We start from the raw sequence: 20,412 nt of genomic DNA, 5'->3' as shown, positions 1-20,412 counted from the left end.
CGGGCGAGCAGGTTGTCGTGAGTTTCCTTCCCACAGAGTTTCCATGTCGTCCTGTCCGATTCCCCAGGGGCTTGCCGTTGTCCTCTGAGTCCGCGTTTCCCGAAACCGAAGACCCACGGGCGGTCCGCCAGGAGCGTGTCGCCGCTTTCCGTGCCGGCGTGCATGCCATCGTGCCCGCGCTCATCGCCACCGCCACGTGGGGGCTGGTGACCGGCGTGGCCATGGTCAAGTCCGGCCTTACCGAATCCATGGCCCTGGCCATGACGCTGCTGCTGTACGCCGGTTCGGCCCAGCTCACTTCGCTGCCCCTGATCGCCACCGGCGCGCCCCTGTGGCTGATCTTCGCCGCCGGCTGCGTGGTCAACCTGCGCTTCCTGATCTTCGGCGCGGCATTGCAACCCTATTTCCGCCACCTGTCGTGGCCCAAGCGGCTGGGACTGGGCTATTTCACCACCGACATGGGCTTCGTGCTGTTCATGCCGCGTTTCGGCGATGCGGCCGAGCGCGGCACCCGTGAACAGCTCTGGTATTTCATCGGCACCATCGCCCCGGGCTGGTTCGTGTGGCAGACCTCGTCGATCGTCGGGATCTACCTGGGCACCATGGTGCCGGCCGCGTGGTCGCTGGATTTCGCGGCGGTGTTGGCGTTGCTGGCCATCACCGTGCCGCTGGCCAATTCCAAGCCCATGCTGGTGTCGATGCTGGCCGCGGGCGTGGTCGCCTGGACCGGCCAGGTGTTGCCGCTGCGCCTGGGCCTGGCGGCCGCGGTCATTGCCGGCGTGGTGGCGGGCATGTGGGCCGAACGCTTCTTCAAGGCGCGCGCATGACTCTCTGGCCTTCGGAAATCTACGTCTATTCTGCGATTTTGCTGCTGGCGCTGTGCAGCGTGCTGACGCGCGCCGGCTTCATGCTGTTCGGCGACTACATCCCGCTGCCCGATGGCGTGCGCCGGGCCCTGCGCTACGCGCCGGCCGCCGCGCTCACCGCCATCGTGGTGCCCGACCTGCTGCCCTGGAAGGCCGGGCTGGGCCCCATCTTCGACTACAAGCTGGTGGCAGGCATCATCGCCATCCTGGTGTTCCTGCGCACCCGCAGCGCCGTGCTGGTCATCGTGGTCGGCATGCTGGTGCTGTGGGGGCTGCGCTGGCTGGCCGGCTGAGGCCGCTCAGCCAAGCGCGGCGGCAGCCTCCATTTCGGATTTCAGCCCGCTGAGGAAGTATCGCTTCAGGATCAACCTGGGCAGTAACCGCAGGGCCGTGTTGCGCAGGCCGAAGGCGAATGCCGAGGCGGGCACGTAGACGGGCGCAAGCCTGCGGCTGCGCTGCTGCAGGCTGTCGATTACCGGCCGTAGCCGCCGCTCATGAGCGGCCAGGGCCTCCGGCAGGGGCGCGCACGCCAGTTCCTGGGCCAGCACGTAGGCGCTGGCCAGCGCCATCCCCGCTCCCTGGCCAGAAATCAGGGACAGGCTATGTGCGGCGTCGCCGGCCAGCAGGATGCGGCCCTGGTGCCAGCGCGGCATCTCGATCAGCGCCAGGTCATCCATGACGATCGGCGCGTCGGCGGGCAGTGTGTCCAGCTGCCGTCCCACTTCCGCGTGAGTCGTGCGCGCCAGTTCCCGCAGCAGGCCCAGCCGCCGCGGCGCCTCGACCCATCCGGCCTCATGGCTGCGCCAGACGTGCAGGGCCGCTTTGCGGCCGCCGCCCAGCCCATGGTATTCGACCTGATGGCCCGGCGTGGCATAGGACACGAAGTCGCTCGCCATGCCGGTGTCGTCGTCGACGTCATAGGCGGCATATCGGTAGCCCAGCGGCGATGGCACCGCCGTGCTGGCGCCGAAGACCCGGGCGCGCAACGCCGAGCGCACGCCATCGGCGCCGATCAGCAGATCCGCGCGCAATTGGGACCCATCCGACAGCGTCACGTCCACGCCGTGGGCATCCTGGCTACAGTCCGCCACGGTGGTGGCCAGCCGGATTTCGGCGCGGTCTCGCACCGCGGCGTGCAGTACCTGGACGAGATCGGTGCGCCGCAGGGTGATCCAGTCCAGTTCCCGCAGCAGCTCGCGATAGCGGATCCGCATGACTTCGCGGCCCCGGCGGTCGCGGTAGACGTTCTCGCCGATTTCGCGCTCCACGGCGCGCAGGGCGGGCACCAGCTCCATGCGGCGGGCGGTCAGCAGGCCGGGGCCGGACAGGCCCATCATGTAGCCGCCGTCACGCAGGTGCGGCGCGCGTTCGGCGATCACGGCGCGCCAGCCCTGCCGGGCCAGCCACCAGGCGCAGGCCAGTCCGGCGACGCCGGCGCCCGCGATGACCACGGTGCGTTCAGACATGTTCATTCTCCAGAAGACGAAAGCGGCGCGGCGCGCCGCATCAGGACGGAAAGGACAGGCAGGCCGGCCGCGCCCAGTGCGGCGGCGATGCCGAAGCAGGCGCCGTAGCCCAGGTGCTGCGCCAGCCAACCGGCGGCCACGCCGCCAACCATGGCGACCAGCGCATCGGCGCACTGGAACAGCGTGAAATCGACGCCGGCTTGGGCCGGCGACGCCAGGCCCATGAGAAAGGCGTACAGCGTGACGAAACCCGTGGCGGCGGTGGCTGCCTTGAACAACGTCAGCGCCACCAGCCAGCCGGGGCTGGCGGCCGGCAGTCCCAGGCCGGGCGCGGCGACGCCGGCCACGAACAGGATCAGCGCGGCCGCCTGCAGGGCCATGGCCGCGACCACCGCGCGCGGCGCGCGCCAGCGTTGCAGCGCCAGCGCCCCCAGCAATGTGCCCGCCAGGCCCGCGACGACCGCGCCAGCGCCGTTGATCCAGCCCACCGAGGCCAGCGGCACGCCGCGGTCCAGCAACAGCGGCGAGGTCATGCCGGCGCCGAGCCGCGAACCGATCTGGAACACCACGGTGATGAGCAGGCCCAGCCGCACGCCGGACCGACCCAGCGCGTGCGGCAGGCTGGGCCGATGCGGTGGCGTGTCGGTCGCGCGGGCCGGTTCGCGCAAGCCGGCGAACGGCAGGGTCAACAACAGGACCAGCAGGCCCATGGCGGCGGCCGCCACGCGCCAGCCATGGCTGCCCGCCAGCACCACGAACAGGCCGGCCCCGAGGAACATGCCCACGTAGCTGGAGCCGACCTGGGTGGCATTGCCCCAGCCGCGCCGGCGCGCCGCCAATTGCTCGACCGCGAAGGCGTCGCCGGCAATATCGACGGTGGCCGCGGTAAGCGAGATCAGGCCGAGCACGGCCAGCAGCGCGGGCAGCGTCGGTTGCCCCAGGACCGCCAGCAGGAACAGCAGGGCGGCCAGCAGCCACTGGCCAGGCAGCACGATGCGGCGGGTGCGGCGCCCCGCCTGCCCGTGGGGCAGCCGATAGCGCTCGATCCAGGGCGCCCACAGGAATTTCAGGGACCAGGGCAGGAAGGCCAGGTAGGCCAGGCCAACCTGGTCCAGCGGCGTGCCGCTGTCGCGCAGCAGCGTCGGCACGCCCTGGAAGGCAATGCCGCTGACCAGGCTCTGGACCATGCAGATGCCGCCAATGGCGGCGATGACCCGCGCGGTGGGCAGGCGCGCCAGGGAGGCGTTCGGCATCGCGTTGGGTCCCGGGTCAGTATTCGAAGGCGACGTTCAGGCCCACCGTGCGGCCGGGATCGACCTGCGCGTAGCTGCCGCGCGCGCCACCGCCGAAGGCGTAGGTGCGGTAGCGCCGGTCGGTCAGGTTGTTGACGTACAGCGTGGCCTCGACCTGTGGCCGAATGCGCCACGCCAGGCTGAGATCGACCAGTGTGTAGGCGTCCTGGCGCAGGCTGTTGCCGATGTCGAAGAACTGCGCGCCGACCCGGCGCACGATCAGGGCCGGCGAGAGCCGCCCGACCCCCGGGTCGAAATGGCCGCGGGCGCTGGCGTTCAGGCCATAGCCCGGCGAAAACGGCACGCGGTTGCCATCGCAGCCGGGGCAGACGGCGCTGCTGTTGAAGCTGCGGAACGTGGTGTGGTTGAGAAAGCCATCCAGCCCCAGCGTCCATTGCGAGGTCACGTCCCAGCTCAGGTCGAATTCGACCCCGGTGGAGCGCGTGTTGCCGACGTTCTCGATGTGCTGATAGCCGATCTGGTCGCTGACATAGAGCTGCGCGTCGCGGATGTCGGTGCGGTAAAGGGCGGCGCCTGCGCGCAACGCATCGCCGTCAAAGCGCGCGCCGGCTTCGTAGCTCACGCCACGTTCCTTGCCGAAGGGGCGCGCATCGGCGGGGTTGGACGGGGCCAGGTTGTAGCCGCCGGGCTTGTAAGCTTGCGCCGCGTTGACGTATGCGTGCCATTCGGGCGACAGGCGGTAGCCGGCGGACAGCTTGCCGAGCACCGTGTTGCCGGAGGCCGTGCCCGCGCCGCCGAAGGGGTCCTGACCGTAGGTCATGCCGTTGAGCGTCGAGCCGTCGTAGCGGGTGGACGCCTTGTCGCGGGAATAGCGCAGGCCGGCCGACAGGTCGAGCGCGCGGGTGGCATGCCAGGTGGCGTCGCCGTAGAAGGCGGTTGACTCGCTGGTGTTGCGGGAACCGGCCGAGAACGCGTCGAGCTGCATCCCGGGCATCTGCATCTGGCTGAGCGCGGAACGCGACTGCGTGACCCGCTGGCGGTACAGGCCCAGGACGCCGTCGACCGCACGCGTGCCGGTGGTGGACAGGCGCAGCTCCTGCACCTGCTGGCGCCAGCGCTCGGGTTGGCTGGTATAGGTCGGACCGAGCGAGAAGTGGCGGTCGTAGTGCAGGCGTTGCCAGGCGGCGACCGCATCGAGCCGCCAGCCATCGAAATCGTAGCGGCCCGTCAGTGCCTGGCTTGCGCTGCAGCGCTTCTGGTAGGGATCGGCCAGCGTTGCGGGCATGTCCGGGGAAATCGCCGCTTGTCCGCTGCCAGGGGCATCGAAGGGCACGTAGACATCCTGGCTGCCGCGGGTGCATTCGCCGCTGACGGCCAACCCCATTTCCCAGGGGCTGCCGGCTGGCGCCAGCCGCAGGCGCGCCGTTCCCGCGTTGGCCGAGGTGCCGCCGATATGGCTGGCGCCGGTGACCGGGCTGTCGAGCCGGCCGGGGGCGTCGTTGACCGCGGCGGCCACCGAGCCATACAGCAGGTTGTCGACCAGCGGCCCGCCGCCGCTGGCCTTGAACAGGTAGCCATCGCGGCTGGCGACACCCGCGGTCGCGCGGAAATACGGCGTGTCGTCCGGCTGTCGCGACACGATATTGAGCACGCCGCCCATGGCGCTTTTGCCGTACAGCGTGCCCTGCGGGCCTTTGAGCAGTTCCACGCGATCGACATCGGTCAGCAATTGGGAGGCGAACGTGGGCAATTGCGGCACGCCGTCCACATAAACCGTAAGCGCGGGGTTGTAGAAATCCTGCGCCGAGGTGATGCCGCGCACGGAAATGACGGGGAACAGGAACGATCCGCTGCCCGACATCTGCACGCCCGGCAGCACGCGCGACAACTGCAGGGTGTTGTCCACCTGCGCGGCGTGCAGGGTTTCGGCCGGCACCACGATGGCGGCGCCGTTGATATCCCGCAGCGCTTGTTCCTGTTTGCTGGCGGTGACGGTGATGGGAGCGAGCTCGCTGACGGATTGGGACTGCGCGACGGCGGGAAGTGTCAGTGCGCAGAGCGCGGCCGTCAGCGCGGTGTGGCGGAAAGGGAGCGAAAGTGTCATGTCGTCGAAGCGGGTTTTCAGTAGAATCATTAATGAGAATTATTGTTATTTGTTCGGGCGCGGACTAACGCTTTCGGTGCCGCCACTATTCAATTCGGGGTCTAAATTTGGATTTCGCCACTGGCACGCGCGTGCAAACCGCCCACGGACCCGGGCACCATTGCGGCCATCCGCTCCTGCCGGCCGCGGTCATCCCGGCCGCCTGGGAGGCGCTGTCCCGCCTGGAAGCGTTCGACGAAGACCTGACCATGTCGGTCTGGAGCGGGGCGCCGGGCGTTGACCTGGATGTCGCCGCCGAAGGGCCGCCCATGTTCTGCATCGCGGTCTTCCTTGAGGGCCAGGCCTGCATGTCGATCGACGGCGGGGTGCCGCTGCGCGCCGGTCCCGGCATGGCGGTGGTGCAGACGGGCGAACGCGGGGCGCGCGGCCGTTTCCAGATGTCGGGCGGGCAGCTCGTCCGTCTGGTGGACATTCGTTATTCGCCCGCCGGGCTGCTGCGTGCCGGGGGCAGGCCGCTCGCGGCCTTGCGTGGCGCGTTCGTGCTGGATCACAGCGTGCCGACGGCCGGCTCGCTGATGGCGGGATTCCCGGCCCCGCCGGGCCTGTTACGGCTGGCCGCCGACGTGCTGGACTGCCGCCACGAAGACGCCACCGCGCGTCGCCTCTACATGCGCGCCAAGGCGCTCGAAGCCCTGGCCATCGTGCTGGAAACCATGAGCGGCGCGGCCGGCGAACCGCCGGTGGCGGCCCGCGAACGGCGCCAGTTGGCCCAGGCCCGGCGTCTGATCGAAGTCCGCTATGGCGAGGAATGGACGGTGCCGCGGCTGGCGCGCGAGGTCGGCCTGAGCGAGAAAAAGCTCAAAGCGGGCTTTCGCCAGGTGGCCGGCCGCTCGGTCCACGCCTACCTGAAGTCGGTCCGGCTGGAGGCCGCGGCGTCCATGCTGGAGGCCGGATACCGGGTCACCGACGCCGCGTTGGCCACCGGATTCGCCAACCTCAGCCATTTCAGCAAGAGCTTTCGCCAGGCCAAAGGAGTCGCCCCCCGGCACTGGCTTGACCGCCCCGGCGCCCGGCTGCGCTAAAATCAAGTTATCCACAGCAATCCGGGCCTGGTACTGCCCTCATAAGTATCGAAACCAGAATGCGCCACCTGGCCTGCAAGGCAGGGTGCTGATTGCCTGCGATGCGCTTGCGCCTCGCGGTGGTTCGCACGTGGCCGCGCGAGCGTGGCGCGCGTTCTGGTTGTCCTGATGCATATGCAGTGCAGTGCTCGCAGCACTCTCGTTTTGTTCTTTTTTTACTGGTCCCGGTATCTGCCAAACCCTGATGACTGAATCCACTCAATCCGCAGCACCCGCCGCCGCGCCCGCGCCGACGCCCACGTTTTCCGATTTCGGGCTGCATCCCCTGCTGTTGCAATCGATCGCCGAAACCGGCTACACCACGCCCACCCCGATCCAGGCGCAAGCCATTCCCGTCGTGGTCGAAGGGCGTGATGTCATGGGCGCGGCCCAGACCGGCACCGGCAAGACCGCGGCGTTCACGCTGCCGATCCTGCACCGCCTGATGCCGCTGGCCAATACCAGCGCCTCGCCCGCGCGCCATCCGGTGCGCGCGCTGATCCTGACGCCGACGCGCGAGCTGGCCGACCAGGTCTACGAAAGCGTCAAGCGCTACAGCAAGCAGACGCCGCTGCGTTCCGCCGTGGTGTTCGGCGGCGTCGACATCGGGCCGCAGAAGGAAGCGCTGCGCCGTGGTTGCGAAGTGCTGGTGGCCACGCCCGGCCGCCTGCTCGACCACGTCGAGCAGAAGAACGTCAACCTGAGTCAGGTCGGCATCCTGGTGCTGGACGAAGCCGACCGCATGCTGGACATGGGCTTCCTGCCCGATCTCGAACGCATCATCCGGCTGCTGCCCGCGCAGCGCCAGGGCCTGCTGTTCTCGGCCACCTTCAGCAACGAGATCCGCAAGCTGGGCCGTTCCTACCTGAATCACCCGGTGGAAATCGAAGTCGCGGCGCGCAATGCCACGGCCAATACCATCACGCAGATCGCCTACAAGATGAGCGGCGACCAGAAACGCGCCGCGGTGGTGCACCTGGTGAAGTCGCGGGGCCTCAAGCAGGTCATCGTGTTCTCGAACACCAAGATCGGCACGGCGCGCCTGGCGCGCGAACTCGAGCGCGACGGCGTCAAGGCCGAATCGATCCACGGCGACAAGACCCAGGCCGACCGCATGAAGGCGCTCGAGGCCTTCAAGGCCGGCGAACTCGAAGTGCTGGTGGCCACCGACGTGGCCGCGCGCGGCCTCGACGTCGCCGGCGTGCCTTGCGTCATCAACTACGACCTGCCTTACAACGCCGAAGACTACGTGCACCGCATCGGCCGTACCGGCCGCGCCGGCGCCACGGGCGAAGCCATCGCCCTGTTCACCGCCGACGAAGAACGCTTCCTGCTCGACATCGAGAAGCTGATCAAGCGCGAAGTGCCGCGCGGCACGCTCGACGTGCCGGCCGAACTGGTCGCGCGCAGCCATGGCCGCCGCGAGGAACGCGGTTCATCGTCGCGCGAAGGCGGCCGTGAACGTAGCCGCTCTTCCGAGCGCCGCTCGGGCGGCGGCGCTTCGCGCCAGCCGGTGGACGACTTCTTCCTCAAGCCCTACGAACCGTCGGCTCCGTCGGCGCCGGCCGAGGAACAGGCGCCGCGCCAGAATGGCAATTCGTCCGCGCCCAAGCGCCAGCTTGCCGTGTTGCTGGGTGGCAGCCGCAAGTAGGGCGACGATCGCCGCCCCGGCGTCGCGGCCGCGCTGCGCGCCCAACGGAAAAGCGCCCTGGCAGGGCGCTTTTTTCATATGTGCGGATTCAGGCGGCGAGCAGCCGTGGCAGGTCGGGCAACGGTGCGGTGACCGGCGCGCTGTGTTCGTCCAGGCTTTCCAGCAGCCGCTCGAGATGGCCGATATGGGGCAGCATGGGGCCGTAGAAGACCACGCGCCCGCCGACCTGGACCAGCAGGGTGGGGAAGTTCTCGACGTCGACCTCGCCCAGCAGTTCGGCGTGGTCTTCGATGTCGATCCAGGCGAAGACGTGGTGCGGCAGGGTACTGGACAGGGCCCGCAGCTTGGGTTTGTATTCTTCGCAGGTGTCGCACCAGGCGGCGCAGAAGCACGCCACCAGCCAGGCCTTGGGCGAGGCCGCCAGTTGGGCGCGCAGGGCAGTGAGATCGGAGCCGGGAACCAGTAATGTCATACGAGCGCGGGAAAGCGTGTTTGACTATCATACCCGGGATGATCACCTTCCATTGTTCCCGCCATGCCTGTCCTGCGCCCTGATACCGAGATGCCCGGCGCCAGCCGCTACACCCGCAGCATGGCGGGTGTGGCACAGGCCTTCAAGCGCGCGCTGGTGTCGCAGTGCCACCCGACCATGCTGTTCGCGCTGCTGCTGCCCTTCCTGATCGCGCTGGTCGGCGCGCTGCTGCTGTTCTGGCTGTTCTGGACGCCCCTGACCGACTGGCTCGCCGCCCAGGCCTCGCACTGGGACTTCATCAACCGCACCGACGAATGGCTGCTGGCGATGGGGCTGTTCTCGCTCAAGCTCTATCTGGTGCCGCTGGTCGCCGTGTCGATCCTGCTGCCGCTGTCGGGCGTGCTGGGCCTGGCGATCGCCGCGGTGTTCGTCATGCCGCTGGTGCTGCGCCACGTCAGCCAGCGCGAATACGCCGGCCTCAGCCGGCAGGGCAAGCTGGCCACCACCGTCAGCGTCTGGAACGCGGTATGGGTGTCGGGCGCGTTCGTGCTCGGCTGGCTGTTCACCATGCCGTTGTGGCTGGTGCCGCCGATGGCCCTGGTGCTGCCGGTCTTCTGGTGGACCTTCGCCTTCTCGCGCATGATGCGGGTCGACGCCATCGTCGAGCATGCCAGCCCGGCCGAGCGCAAACTCATCCTCGAACGCAACAATGGCGGCTTCTGGATCATCGGGTTGATCTGCGCGCTGCTCAACCTGCTGCCGCCGGCCTGGATCATCCTGCCGGTGTTTTCGGCGCTGGTCTATGCCCACTACGGACTGGACGCGGTGCAACGGCTGCGTCAGGATCGCACCATCGACGTCGCCTGACGCGGCGTCGTCCGCCTCCCTCAACCGCCACTCTCTGGAACCGGACATGGCAGCAGAACCCGCCTCCCGCCGCATCGGCCTCATCATCGTCGGTGACGAAATCCTTTCGGGCCGCCGGCAGGACAAACACTTTTCCAAGGTCGTGGAACTGCTCGGCGCGCGCGGCATGCAGTTGGGCTGGGCGGAATTCCTGCCGGACGACCGCGATACCCTGGTGGCGGCCTATCGGCGCAGCTTCGCCACCGGGGATGTGGTGTTCTCGTGCGGCGGCATCGGCGGGACGCCCGACGACCATACCCGCCAGGCCGCCGCCGCCGCGCTCGATCTGCCACTGGCCCTGCATCCCGAGGCCGAACAGGCCATCGCGCTGCGCACCGCCGAAATGGCGGCCAAGGGGCAGGGCACGGCCGACATGAGCGCGCCCGAGAACCAGCAGCGGCTGCAGATGGGCGTGTTCCCGGAGGGCTGCGAGATCGTGCCCAACCCCTACAACCGCATTCCGGGTTTTTTCATCCGTGATCACACCTTCGTGCCGGGCTTCCCGGTGATGGCGTGGCCGATGCTGGAATGGACGCTCGACACGCGCTATCGTGCGTTGCAACATACGCGCCGCCACGCCGAGCATTCCTTCCTGGTGTTCAGCATGCCGGAATCCCGCATCACGCCGGCCATGCAGATGGTGGAAACACGCTGGCCCGGCGTGCGCGCCTTCAGTCTGCCCAGCGTCGGCGAAGCCGGCGGCACGCCGCACATCGACCTGGGCGTGAAGGGCGAGCCCGAGGCGGCCGCCGAGGCATTGGCGTTTCTGCGAGCCGAAGTGTTACGCCTGGGGGGCAAGCTGGCGCCGCCCGCGGCCTGAGGACAGATGCCGGCCGAATCGGGGAGTGTCCCCGATAGGCCGGCCAAAAAACGGTTGCCAAATGGCTCCGTAAATTTCACAATACGGGAAAGAACTGTTTGCTGCGTTGCCGCAAGTTTGGTCTTCCGGTGGCGCGGCGCGAGCCCTTTCCCCGCCTATGTCCCGCCCTTCCTCCACTCGCAACGCCCTGGATGCCGAAACCGACGGCGCCTCGGGCAGTCCCATCGCCATCCAGGTCATCGAGCGCGCCATGCGCCTGCTCGACGCGCTGGCCGCGCAGCCTGATCCCGTCACGCTCAAGGAACTGTCCGCGACCACCGGCCTGCACGCCTCCACCGCGCACCGCATCTTGAACGACCTGGTGGTGGGGCGCTACGTCGAGCGGGTGGACAACGGCCTGTATCAGCTGGGCATGCGTTTGCTTGAACTGGGCTCGCTGGTCAAGGGACGGCTCAACGTGCGCGAGGCGGCCATCGCCGCCATGCGATCGCTGCACAAGCTGACGGGGCAGACCGTCAACCTGTCGGTGCAGCAGGGCGACGAGATCGTCTATATCGACCGCGCCTGGAGCGAGCGTTCCGGCATGCAGGTGGTGCGCGCCATTGGCGGCCGGGCGCCGCTGCACCTGACCTCCACCGGCAAGCTGTTCCTGTCCACCGCCGACACCCGCCAGGTGCGCGCCTATGCGCTCCGTACCGGCCTGGCCGGCCACACCCGCAATAGCCTGACCGACCTGGAGCGCCTCGAACGCGAGCTGGCGCTGGTGCGCCGCCATGGCTATGCGCGCGACAACGAGGAACTGGAACTGGGCGTGCGTTGCATCGCCGCGGGCATTTTCGATGACACCGGCAAGCTGGTGGCCGGGCTGTCGATCTCGGCGCCGGCCGAACGCCTGCAGGACGACTGGATCAAGGCGCTGGTCGATACCGCCGCCAGCATTTCCGAGGCGCTGGGCTACGAGCCCTCGGTGTCCAGCGGCTTCAATGGCCTGGGCATGGCGGCCGAGGCGATGCGCACCTGATACGCCTGCCGCATCCCCAACGAAAAAGCCCCGCGGTTTCAGCAACCGAGGGGCTTTTTCACTGCCGGGGACAGGATGTCCACCAGGCGCGATAGGCAGCGCAGGCCCCGCCTGGCGGGGCTCCTGGCTTACTGCTGTTCGACGCCGGCCTTCTTGAACAGCTCGGCCCATTGCGGGACCTGCTGCTTGACCTTGGCCTCCAGCGCCTGCGGGTTGGCTTCCTTGGTCAGCACCGTCGCGCCCAGTTGCTTCATGCGCTCCTGGAACTTGGGGTCGGCCAGGCCGGCCTGCAGGCTCTTGACCAGCTTGTCGACCACCGGCTTGGGCGTGCCCTTCGGCACCCACATGCCATGCCAGATACCCACTTCGAAACCCTTGAAACCGGACTCGTCCATGGTGGGCAGCTTGGGCAGGGTCGGCACGCGCTGCAGGCTGGTGACGGCGTAGGCCTTGACCTTGCCGCCGTCGATCTGCTGCGTGGTGTTGGTGGTCTGGTCGCACAGCAGGTCCACCTGCTTGCCCAGCAGGTCGTTCATGGCCGGCGCCGTGCCCTTGTACGGGATGGTCAGCAGTTGCACGCCCAGGGCCTCGACCAGCATGGTGCCGCACAGGTGGCTGGCGGCGCCGATGCCTGCATTGGCCAGCGAGACCTTGTCCTTGTTCTTTTTGACGTAGTCGGCCAGTTCCTGGATGGTGTTGGGCGGGAAGTCCGAGCGCGCGATGATGGTCATCGGCACGTCGACCACCAGGCCGATGGGCTCGAAGCTCTTGTAGGGGTCGTACCCCGGATTCTTGTACAGCGAGGGCGCGGTCGAGAAGCCGGCGTGCATCAGCAGCACGGAATAGCCGTCCGGCTGCGAGCGGGCGACCTGCGTGGTGCCGATCGTGCCACCCGCGCCACCCTTGTTTTCGACCACGACAGTCTGGCCCAGGGATTGCCGCATGGCTTCAGCCAGCGAACGCGCGACGTTGTCCGTCGGGCCGCCAGCGGCGAAAGGCACCACCATGTTGATGGGGCGTTCCGGATATTCCGCGTGGGCGGCGCCGGCCGCGAGCATGGCGCTGGCCGCGAGCAGGGCCGAAAGCGTGCGGGGGATGAGGGTCATGAAGTCTCCAATTGCAGGGTTTTGCTTGCTGCGATGTGTTTTTGACCGCTGACTTATCGTTTGTGTTTGTCTGTCATCAGCGTGCAAGCAGTGTAGAAAAGAATTGATACGCCGTCATGTCCGGTATTTCCCGAATCATGGGAAATCCTTGTGCTGGATCAAATCGGCACCGGCGCCTGCACTGTTAATGTGCAAATAGTTGTTGCGTTGCACCAATATTGCTTGACAAGGTTTTTTTGGCCCGTAGAATGTCAATTGTGCAGTGCATCAAACGGGCCGGCGGTAGCTTGTAGTACCAGTTTCCGCGCACGTTCCTTATTTCGTCGCAGACACCATCCTTACCTGCCGGACAGCCTCCGGCTACCCCTAAAAGGAGCAATTCTATGAGCGCTATCCCGCAACAAGTCCTGGACCGTCAAAAAGCCAGCATCAACACTTTCGTGGCCGCCCAGTCGGCTGTGTTCGCCGGCTTCGAAAAGCTGGTCGAACTGAACCTGAAGGTCGTGCGCGCCACCCTGGACGAAGTCGCCCAGAAGTCGCAGCAAGCCGCCGACGTCAAGGATCCGCAGGAAGCCGCGGCGTTCGCCTCGGGCCTGCTGCAACCGGGCGCCGAAAAGGCCCTGGCCTACACCAAGCACGTGTATGACATCGTCGCCGGCGTGCAGGGCAACCTGGTCAAGCTGACCGAAGAACAGATCGCCGAAGGCCAGCAGCAGCTGACCGACGCCGTCGAGCAGTTCTCCAAGAACGCCCCCACGGGTTCGGAAAGCGCCGTCGCCCTGATCAAGTCCTCGCTGGCCACTGCCAACAGCGCCTACGATTCGCTGACCAAGGCCGCCAAGCAGGCCGCCGAAGTCGCCGAGTCGAACCTGAACGCCGCCGCCAACGCGACCTTCAAGGCGGCGACGGACGCCGCCGACGCCGCCACCAAGGTCGCCAGCCGCAGCCGCCGCAGCGCCTGAGTATTTGGCGCAGCGGTGCTGCGCAAATTGCAGTTATGTAGTACTGTTGAGTGACAGAGCAGAGCTGGAATTAGGGCCACCCCTCGGGGTGGCCTCTTTTTTTGCCTGTCGTCCGCTTGCCGTAGTTGGCGCGCAAGGCTGCCGTTCAGCGGCGGACGGCCCGCACGCACTCGCCCACCAGGGCGGGGCCGCGATAGATCAGTCCCGTATAGAGCTGCACGGCATCGGCGCCGGCCTGCATTTTCTCGCGTGCCTGCTGCCCCGACAGCACCCCGCCCACGCCGATGATCGCCAGGCTGTCGCCCAGGCGCTCCTTCAGGCGCCGGATCACCGCCAGCGACAGTTCATGCACCGGCGAGCCGGACAGCCCGCCCGCTTCTTCGGCGTGCGCCATGCCATTGACCGCGTCGCGCGACAGCGTGGTGTTGGTGGCGATGACGCCATCGATGCCGTGGCGGGGCAGGGTGTCGGCAATGGCGTCGATCTGCTCGACCGTCAGGTCGGGGGCGATTTTCACCGCCATCGGCACGCGCCGCTGGTGCTGGTCTTCAAGCGCGCGGCGCTTGTCCGCCAATTGCCCCAGCAACGCCGAGAGTTCGTCCCCGCCTTGCAGTGCCCGCAGGTTCTTGGTGTTGGGCGACGAAATGTTCACCGTCACGTAATCGGCATGCGGGTAGACGCCCGCCAGCCCGATCAGGTAGTCGTCTGCCGCGCGCTCGATCGGCGTGTCGGCGTTCTTGCCGATGTTCAGGCCGAGGATACCGCCCTGCTTGCGCCATTGGCTGCGCTGCACGTTGGCCAGGAATGCGTCCAGGCCCTGGTTGTTGAACCCCAGGCGATTGATCAGCGCATTGGCGCGTGGCAGCCGGAACATGCGCGGCTTGGGATTGCCGGGTTGCGCGCGCGGGGTCACGGTGCCCACTTCGATGAAACCGAACCCCAGGTTGCCCAGGGCGTCGATATACGCGCCATTCTTGTCCAGGCCGGCCGCCAGTCCGATGGGGTTGGCCAGATGCATGCCCATCAGCGTGCATGGCGCCTTGGGCTGCGCATGCAGGAGCTTGCGCGTGGCGCCGCATTCATAGGCCCGTTGCAGCCCCGACAGGGTGACTTCGTGGGCGGTTTCCGCGTCCATGGCGAACAGCGCCGGGCGGGCCAGGGGATAGGCGTGGAAGAGGATCGACATGGAGCGGGATTGTAGAACGTCTTTGGGCGCGCCCGCCGCCGCGGATCAGGCGGCGCGATCGTCGGCGCCGCCGGCCGGCGCCGGAGGCTCGCCCCAGGCGCCGTCGATCAGGTACTGGGCGGGATGGAAGCTTGCCTTGTAGGACATCTTGCGGCTGTCCTCGATCCAGTAGCCCAGGTAGAGCCAGGGCAGGTTGAGGGTGCGGCACTGCTCGATCTGCCACAGGATGCTGTAGGTGCCCAGGCTGCCAGGCACGTCGGGGTCGTAGAAGGTGTAGACGGACGACAGGCCGTCGTCCAGCACGTCGATGATCGACACCATCATCAGCACGCCGCCCGGGTCACGGAATTCGACCAGGCGGGTATTGACGCGGCTGGTCAGCAGGAACTGCGCGTACTGGGTGCGACTGTCCTCGTCCATGCCGCCGCCTGGGTGGCGGCCTTGCTGGTAGCGGGTATAGAGACGGTAGTGTTCGGGCGACCAGGCCAGCTCCGCCACGAACGACTGCAGGTCGCGGTGGTCGCGCCAGGCCCGGCGCTGGCTCCGGTTTGGCGCGAAGCCGGCGGTATCGACCCGCACCGGCACACAGGCGTGACAGTTGTCGCAATGCGGGCGATAGGTGAACAGGCCGCTGCGGCGAAAGCCCTGCTCGACCAGTTGCGAATAAGTGCCGGCATTGATCAGGTGGCCGGGCGCGGCGACCTGCGACCGGGCCTGGCGTCCCGGCAGGTAGCTGCAAGGGTAGGGCGCGGTCGCGTAGAACTGCAGCGTGGAGAAAGGTAATTCTTTTAGCTGGCTCATTTGGAATCCCGGTGTCCGGCGCCAAGTCCGTGACGGGGACGACTACATAGTAACGCTTAACCCGCGATCCGATGTGGCCAGGGACGCATGAACGCCGCGGCCATGGCGGCGCCCGTCGTGCCGCGGCTAGCCTGCCGAGGCCGCGAACGGAATCAGCCGCCCGGTGCTGTCCAGCCTGCCGGGCGCCCAGGCGATGGCGGGCCGCGAGGTCGCCGCGCGGATGTGCGCCAGGAAGCGCGAGCGCGGGATCGGCCGGGCGCCCAGGCTGGCCAGGTGCCGTGTCTGCTGCTGGCAGTCGATCCACTGCACCCCCTGGGCGCTGACATAGCGCACCAGGTAGGCCAGCGCGATCTTGGAGGCGTTGGGCGCGCGCGTGAACATCGATTCGCCGAAGAACATGCGCCCCAGGCTGATGCCGTACAAGCCGCCCGCCAGTTCGCCGTCGATCCAGGTTTCGACGCTATGGACGTAGCCGGCTTCGTGCCAGGCGCGGTATGCCTGGCGCATGGCGGCGGTGATCCAGGTGCCCGGCTGGCCCTCGCGGGGCGCGGCGCATTCGGCCATGACGGTGGCGAAGGCGGTGTCCACCCGTACCTCGATGCGCGGCGCGGCCTCGTGTTCGTGGCTGGCGACCTGGCGCAGCAGCTTGCGCAGCGAGTGCGAGGGGGCGAAGTCCTGGCAGGCCAGCACCATGCGCGGGTCGGGGCTCCACCAGAGGATCGGCTCGCCCTCGGAATACCACGGGAAAATGCCGTTGGAATAGGCCTGGACGAGGCGATCGATGGACAGGTCCGCGCCAGCCGCCAGCAGCCCGTCCGGATCCGTCAGGGCGAATTCGGCTGGCGGGAACGGCGTGTCTGCGGCGAGCCAGGGCAGCTTCAACGGTGCGATTCTAAGGTGTAGTGGTGAGGGCCGAACGTGCCGCGCTTGCGGTCCTCGAAGTAGCGTTGCAGCGTGGTCGCCACGGTGCGGAACGCCAGGTCGTCCCAGGGAATGTCGGCCTCGTCGTAGAAGCGGGCTTCCAGGCTCTCGGGGCCGGGATCCAGCTCGGGGCCGAGGACTTCGGCCAGGTAGAAGACGTGCACCTGTTCGATCTGCGGCACGTCGATGATGGTGTAGATGTCGCCCAGGCGGATACGGGCGCCGGATTCCTCCAGCGTTTCGCGGCCGGCACCCTGCGCGGTGCTTTCGCCCAGTTCCATGAAGCCGGCCGGCAGCGTCCAGGTGTTGTAGCGCGGCTCGATCGCGCGGCGGCACAGCAGCACGCGGTTGTCCAGCACAGGCACCGTGCCGACCACCAGGCGCGGATTCTGGTAATGGATGGCGCCACAGTGGTCGCAGATGTCACGTTCGCGGTTGTCGCCCTCGGGCACCCGGCGGTTCACGGGCGAGCCGCATTGGCTGCAGAAATTCGCACGGCGCGGCGCGGGGAAATATTCGAGGGGCGATTTGGCGGTCATGGATACGATTCTAACGGCTGCGGCGCCGGCTGGCGCGCCGCGCGGGCGGAGTCGGCGCGTTGCCACCGAAGCGCGTTTCCAGGTGTTCGACGAAGGAACGCACCTTGGGCGACAGGAAGCGGCGATGGGGATAGGCCGCGTACATGGAAATCGGGGTGTGGACATAGTCCTGCAGCAGGGCGACGAGGCGGCCGGCGCGCACGTCATCGCCCACCAGGAATTCCGGTTGCAGGATCACGCCGTGCCCGGCCAGCGCCGCGGTGCGCAGCACGTCGCCGTTGTTGGCGCGCAAGGCCGCGTTGACCCGCACCAGGTGGCTGACGCCGTCCTTCTCGAAATGCCATTCGTTGCCGGTGCTGGCGTAGGCATAGTGCAGGCAGCGGTGCTGTTTCAGGTCTTCGGGGACGAGGGGCACGCCATGGCTTTCCAGGTAGGCCGGCGCGGCGCACACCAACAGTTGCTGCGGGGCCAGCGGCCGCGCCACCAGGGATGAATCCTGCAGCGGGCCGATGCGCACCGCGACGTCATAGCCGTCCTCGACCAGATCGACCACGCGGTCGTTCAGGTCCAGGTCGATCACCACGTCCGGATAGCGCAGCAGATATTCCGCGATGGCGGGGCCCAGGTGCAGGATGCCGAACGATACCGGGGCGCTGATGCGCAGGCGGCCGCTCGGAGCCTGGCCTTCGGCCTGCAGCGACAACTCCAGGTCGGTCACTTCGGCCAATATCGGCCGTACGCGCTCGTAGAAGGCGCGGCCGGCGTCGGTCATGCTGAGCTTGCGGGTGGTGCGATTGAGCAGGCGCACGCCGTACTTCTCTTCCAGGAAGGCGATCTGCCGGGTCACCACCGAGCGCGCCTGGCCCATCTTGTCGGCGGCCGCCGCGAAGGAGCCCAGTTCGACGACCCGGACATAGGTCTGCATGGCGGTATGGGTGTCCATGATTGTTTCCTAATGGGGAACAATAAGTTGCGATTTTGCATGTTTATCTTTGTTTTTGGAATCGCAAGAATAGCGGCCATCAAGAATCTTCCCGTCCTGGGCGATTCGCTCCCGGAGAATGCAATGATCGATACCCGTACCGCGCCGTATGCCGCGCTTTTGCTCCGCATCGCGCTGGGCGTGATGTTCCTGGCCCACGGCTTGACCAAGCTGCTGGTGTTCACGCTGCCGGGCACCGCGCAGTTCTTCGCCAAGATCGGGTTCGCCGGTTGGCTGGCCTATCCCGTGACTTTCTTTGAAATCGGCGCTGGCGCGCTGTTGATCCTCGGCGTGTGGCCGCGCTGGATCGCCGTGATCGCGGCGGTGCAGTTGTTTGTCGCGTCCAGCGTCCACTTCGGCAACGGCTGGGGTTTCGGCAACCCGGGCGGCGGCTGGGAATATCCGGTGTTCCTGGCCGTGGCTGCCGCGGTGCTGGCGCTGCTGGGCGACGGCAAGTTCGCGTTGCTCAAGAGCGGCCGCGGCTGATCGCCCCGCGCATCAAACTGTCTACTGGATTGGGCATCGTCCCCGGCGCGGCCGGCCCTAGAATGGGCCGGCCGCCTTGGCTTACCTGGAGATCCCATGTCACCCGTTATACGAGTCCTTGCTGCCGTCCTGTTCGCGGCCGCCCTGTCGTCCACCGCCCAGGCCTCGCCCGAGCAGGAAGCCGCCAACAAGGCGGCCGTGCTGGCCTTCTACGAGAAGGGCCTGAACCAGAAGGACGCGGATGCCGCCTTGCGCTATCTGGGCGACCGCTACGTGCAGCACAACCCCAACGCCGCCGACGGGCCCGAGGGATTCCGCAAGTTCGTCGCCTTCTTGCGCGACAAGTACCCGCAGTCCAGAAGCGAGATCAAGCGTGTCTTCACCGATGGCGACTACGTGATCCTGCACGTGCACGCGGTGCGCGAGCCGGGCACGCGCGGCAACGCCATCATCGACATCTTCCGTCTCGAAAAGGGCAGGATCGTCGAGCACTGGGACGCGGTCCAGCCGATCCCCGAGCAGTCCGCCAATGGCAATGGCATGTTCTGAACGGCATGCGGCGCGGCGCGCGGCCGCAGTGGGGGGTGAGATTCAGGCGGTGGGATTTGCCTGGAAGCCGAGCACCAGCGGCACGTCGGCGCGCTCGACCTGCCGCAATGGCGCGGCGGGATAGACGCCGGGCAGCGTGACGGGCAAGGGATGCGAGCCTGCCAGCGATTCCACGGCGTCCAGCAATGGCACGCCGTCGGACGTGGTCAAACGGTCCATCAGCGCGGGCAGATCGCGGTCCAGCACGATGCCGGGCCCTTGCGGCGCCATGGCATACAACTGTCCGGCGTCATCGAGCCACCAGGCGGTGATGGTATCGACCGGTGCGTCGGTATGCGTGACCAGGCTGCCGCCATCATCGCCCAGGCGCAGCACGTATGGCGCCGCGTCCAGCCGCACGAACACGCGTTGCGGCCCGTTCTGGAAATACCAGCGGCCATCGTTGTCGCGTTCGTAATTGCGGTTGATGAATCCCAGGATCTGCGGGTTGGAGATCGATTCGCCCCCGCCGCCTTGCGCGGCCTGTCCCTGGGGATGCAGACGCCAGCGGCCGCGCGCGTCCAGCGACAGCCAGCCGAATACCGCCGGCACGTCGGGCCAGCGGGCAATGGCGTCTTTCACCAAGGGGTCCATGGTCAGGGGCGAATGATGATGGGGGGCGGGTTGATGACGATGGCGGGCGCCGGCATCGCCGGCACCAGAACCGGCTGGGGCGCGTAGCCATAGCGGTAGTCGTCGCGGCATTTACGCTTTTCGCGATAGTCGCCGTTGCGTTTCCATTTGCGCTCGACTTCGCAGGCGCCATCCCAATACTTCTCTTTATACTCGCCGCGGCCATGCCCATGTCCATGGCGATGGTGATGGCGATCGGAATCCGCTTCGGCGGCCAGCGGCGCCAGCGTCATCAAGGCGGCGGTGGACAATGCCAACAACGTAGGGGAGGGGCGGCGGGATTTTTGATTGTTGAGCATGGGAGCGTCGTCAAATGAAAACGGCGTCACCATAGCAATCAATCGATTGACCGGGCGTAGGGATGGGTAACGAGATGCAGGGGGGATTGCAGGGAAGGTACTGGAGGCGCAAGCCGGAATCGAACCGACGTACACGGATTTGCAATCCGCTGCATAACCACTCTGCCATTGCGCCAGTACTGCAAGAAAAAAGGAAGCTCGGTATAGGCCGGTGCTTCCTTTTTGTATT

At 67.3% G+C, this 20,412-nt stretch carries 22 protein-coding genes and 1 tRNA gene; 10 read left to right on the top strand and 13 right to left on the bottom strand.

What is annotated here, in order from left to right; genetic code table 11:
• Positions 1-77 precede the first annotated feature (77 nt).
• Entirely contained in the window at positions 78-827 is a 750-nt protein-coding gene (locus tag DK459_RS18000; RefSeq protein ID WP_006389009.1) for an AzlC family ABC transporter permease, read from the top strand.
• Positions 824-1,159, top strand: coding sequence for an AzlD domain-containing protein (locus DK459_RS17995; protein WP_006389010.1), 336 nt, complete (start codon positions 824-826; stop codon positions 1,157-1,159). Before DK459_RS18000 ends, DK459_RS17995 begins: the two co-directional genes overlap by 4 nt.
• Positions 1,160-1,165: 6 nt before the next feature.
• Here DK459_RS17995 and DK459_RS17990 read toward each other — a convergent pair whose 3' ends face one another.
• From DK459_RS17990 to DK459_RS17980, 3 genes are read right to left on the bottom strand one after another with little or no spacing between them, the layout of a single operon-like run.
• Positions 1,166-2,332, bottom strand: coding sequence for an FAD-dependent oxidoreductase (locus DK459_RS17990; protein WP_053497658.1), 1,167 nt, complete (start codon positions 2,330-2,332; stop codon positions 1,166-1,168).
• Between the two features lie 2 nt (positions 2,333-2,334).
• A complete protein-coding gene (locus tag DK459_RS17985) occupies positions 2,335-3,585 on the bottom strand; it encodes an MFS transporter (RefSeq protein WP_024067873.1) in 1,251 nt (416 codons plus the stop codon).
• Positions 3,586-3,601: 16 nt separating this feature from the next.
• Complete coding sequence (locus tag DK459_RS17980) at positions 3,602-5,719, bottom strand: TonB-dependent receptor (protein ID WP_233256823.1); 2,118 nt, start codon at positions 5,717-5,719, stop codon at positions 3,602-3,604.
• Between the two features lie 101 nt (positions 5,720-5,820).
• On the opposite strand from DK459_RS17980, the gene DK459_RS17975 reads away from it, so the two are divergent.
• Positions 5,821-6,771: an AraC family transcriptional regulator gene (locus DK459_RS17975; protein WP_006389015.1), complete on the top strand. Its 951-nt coding sequence runs from the start codon at positions 5,821-5,823 to the stop codon at positions 6,769-6,771.
• Positions 6,772-7,015: 244 nt separating this feature from the next.
• Positions 7,016-8,461, top strand: coding sequence for a DEAD/DEAH box helicase (locus DK459_RS17970; protein WP_109442167.1), 1,446 nt, complete (start codon positions 7,016-7,018; stop codon positions 8,459-8,461).
• Positions 8,462-8,549: 88 nt separating this feature from the next.
• Here the strand turns inward: DK459_RS17970 and DK459_RS17965 are convergent, their stop codons facing one another.
• The gene (locus tag DK459_RS17965) at positions 8,550-8,933 is read right to left on the bottom strand and encodes a thioredoxin family protein (RefSeq protein WP_006389017.1); all 384 of its coding nucleotides are present in this window, start codon (positions 8,931-8,933) and stop codon (positions 8,550-8,552) included.
• 63 nt (positions 8,934-8,996) lie between these two features.
• Here DK459_RS17965 and DK459_RS17960 point away from each other — a divergent pair, with 63 nt between their 5' ends.
• The 3 genes from DK459_RS17960 (at position 8,997) to DK459_RS17950 (ending at position 11,680) form a co-directional block, all read left to right on the top strand.
• Positions 8,997-9,800: an EI24 domain-containing protein gene (locus DK459_RS17960; protein ID WP_026382629.1), complete on the top strand. Its 804-nt coding sequence runs from the start codon at positions 8,997-8,999 to the stop codon at positions 9,798-9,800.
• 46 nt (positions 9,801-9,846) lie between these two features.
• A complete protein-coding gene (locus DK459_RS17955; RefSeq protein WP_020924969.1) occupies positions 9,847-10,659 on the top strand; it encodes a molybdopterin-binding protein in 813 nt (270 codons plus the stop codon).
• Between the two features lie 157 nt (positions 10,660-10,816).
• A complete protein-coding gene (locus tag DK459_RS17950) occupies positions 10,817-11,680 on the top strand; it encodes an IclR family transcriptional regulator (RefSeq protein WP_006389020.1) in 864 nt (287 codons plus the stop codon).
• Positions 11,681-11,808: 128 nt separating this feature from the next.
• Here DK459_RS17950 and DK459_RS17945 read toward each other — a convergent pair whose 3' ends face one another.
• On the bottom strand, positions 11,809-12,786 hold the full coding sequence (locus DK459_RS17945) for a tripartite tricarboxylate transporter substrate binding protein BugD (RefSeq protein WP_006389021.1): 978 nt from the start codon (positions 12,784-12,786) through the stop codon (positions 11,809-11,811).
• A 383-nt stretch (positions 12,787-13,169) separates the two neighbouring features.
• Between DK459_RS17945 and phaP the strand changes: the two genes are divergently transcribed.
• On the top strand, positions 13,170-13,748 hold the full coding sequence (gene phaP / locus DK459_RS17940; protein WP_006389022.1) for a TIGR01841 family phasin: 579 nt from the start codon (positions 13,170-13,172) through the stop codon (positions 13,746-13,748).
• A gap of 145 nt (positions 13,749-13,893) precedes the next feature.
• On the opposite strand, the gene DK459_RS17935 is transcribed toward phaP, so the two are convergent.
• The 5 genes from DK459_RS17935 to DK459_RS17915 all read right to left on the bottom strand — a co-directional run bounded on the left by DK459_RS17935 (position 13,894) and on the right by DK459_RS17915 (position 18,138).
• Positions 13,894-14,934 carry a quinone-dependent dihydroorotate dehydrogenase gene (locus tag DK459_RS17935; RefSeq protein ID WP_054499639.1) on the bottom strand — a complete coding sequence of 347 codons (1,041 nt, stop codon included), beginning with the start codon at positions 14,932-14,934 and terminating at the stop codon, positions 13,894-13,896.
• Positions 14,935-14,979: 45 nt separating this feature from the next.
• Positions 14,980-15,735 (bottom strand): arginyltransferase, encoded by a 756-nt coding sequence (locus DK459_RS17930; protein WP_020924968.1) that lies wholly within the window; start codon positions 15,733-15,735, stop codon positions 14,980-14,982.
• Positions 15,736-15,861: 126 nt separating this feature from the next.
• Positions 15,862-16,617: a leucyl/phenylalanyl-tRNA--protein transferase gene (gene aat / locus DK459_RS17925; protein ID WP_006389025.1), complete on the bottom strand. Its 756-nt coding sequence runs from the start codon at positions 16,615-16,617 to the stop codon at positions 15,862-15,864.
• Positions 16,614-17,195 carry an NUDIX hydrolase gene (locus DK459_RS17920; protein WP_006389026.1) on the bottom strand — a complete coding sequence of 194 codons (582 nt, stop codon included), beginning with the start codon at positions 17,193-17,195 and terminating at the stop codon, positions 16,614-16,616. The genes aat and DK459_RS17920 overlap by 4 nt, the downstream gene beginning before the upstream one ends.
• A 10-nt stretch (positions 17,196-17,205) precedes the next feature.
• A complete protein-coding gene (locus DK459_RS17915; protein WP_020924967.1) occupies positions 17,206-18,138 on the bottom strand; it encodes a LysR family transcriptional regulator in 933 nt (310 codons plus the stop codon).
• Between the two features lie 123 nt (positions 18,139-18,261).
• Between DK459_RS17915 and DK459_RS17910 the strand changes: the two genes are divergently transcribed.
• Both DK459_RS17910 and DK459_RS17905 read left to right on the top strand, forming a co-directional pair.
• Positions 18,262-18,663, top strand: a complete 402-nt coding sequence (locus DK459_RS17910; RefSeq protein ID WP_006389028.1) for a DoxX family protein — start codon at positions 18,262-18,264, stop codon at positions 18,661-18,663.
• A gap of 96 nt (positions 18,664-18,759) precedes the next feature.
• Positions 18,760-19,212 (top strand): nuclear transport factor 2 family protein, encoded by a 453-nt coding sequence (locus tag DK459_RS17905; RefSeq protein ID WP_054448180.1) that lies wholly within the window; start codon positions 18,760-18,762, stop codon positions 19,210-19,212.
• 42 nt (positions 19,213-19,254) lie between these two features.
• Here DK459_RS17905 and DK459_RS17900 read toward each other — a convergent pair whose 3' ends face one another.
• The 3 genes from DK459_RS17900 to DK459_RS17890 form a co-directional block, all read right to left on the bottom strand.
• A complete protein-coding gene (locus tag DK459_RS17900) occupies positions 19,255-19,845 on the bottom strand; it encodes a DUF2946 family protein (protein WP_110134957.1) in 591 nt (196 codons plus the stop codon).
• A gap of 2 nt (positions 19,846-19,847) precedes the next feature.
• Positions 19,848-20,216 carry a hypothetical protein gene (locus DK459_RS17895; RefSeq protein WP_006389031.1) on the bottom strand — a complete coding sequence of 123 codons (369 nt, stop codon included), beginning with the start codon at positions 20,214-20,216 and terminating at the stop codon, positions 19,848-19,850.
• 68 nt (positions 20,217-20,284) lie between these two features.
• Positions 20,285-20,358, bottom strand: a tRNA-Cys gene (locus tag DK459_RS17890).
• Between the last annotated feature and the right edge of the window lie 54 nt (positions 20,359-20,412).

Source organism: Achromobacter sp. RW408 (assembly GCF_003184165.1).
Classification (GTDB): Bacteria; Pseudomonadota; Gammaproteobacteria; order Burkholderiales; family Burkholderiaceae_B; genus Achromobacter; species Achromobacter xylosoxidans.
The sequence above is the reverse complement of the archived record's forward strand: the minus strand, read 5'-3'. Positions and strand labels throughout refer to the sequence as shown.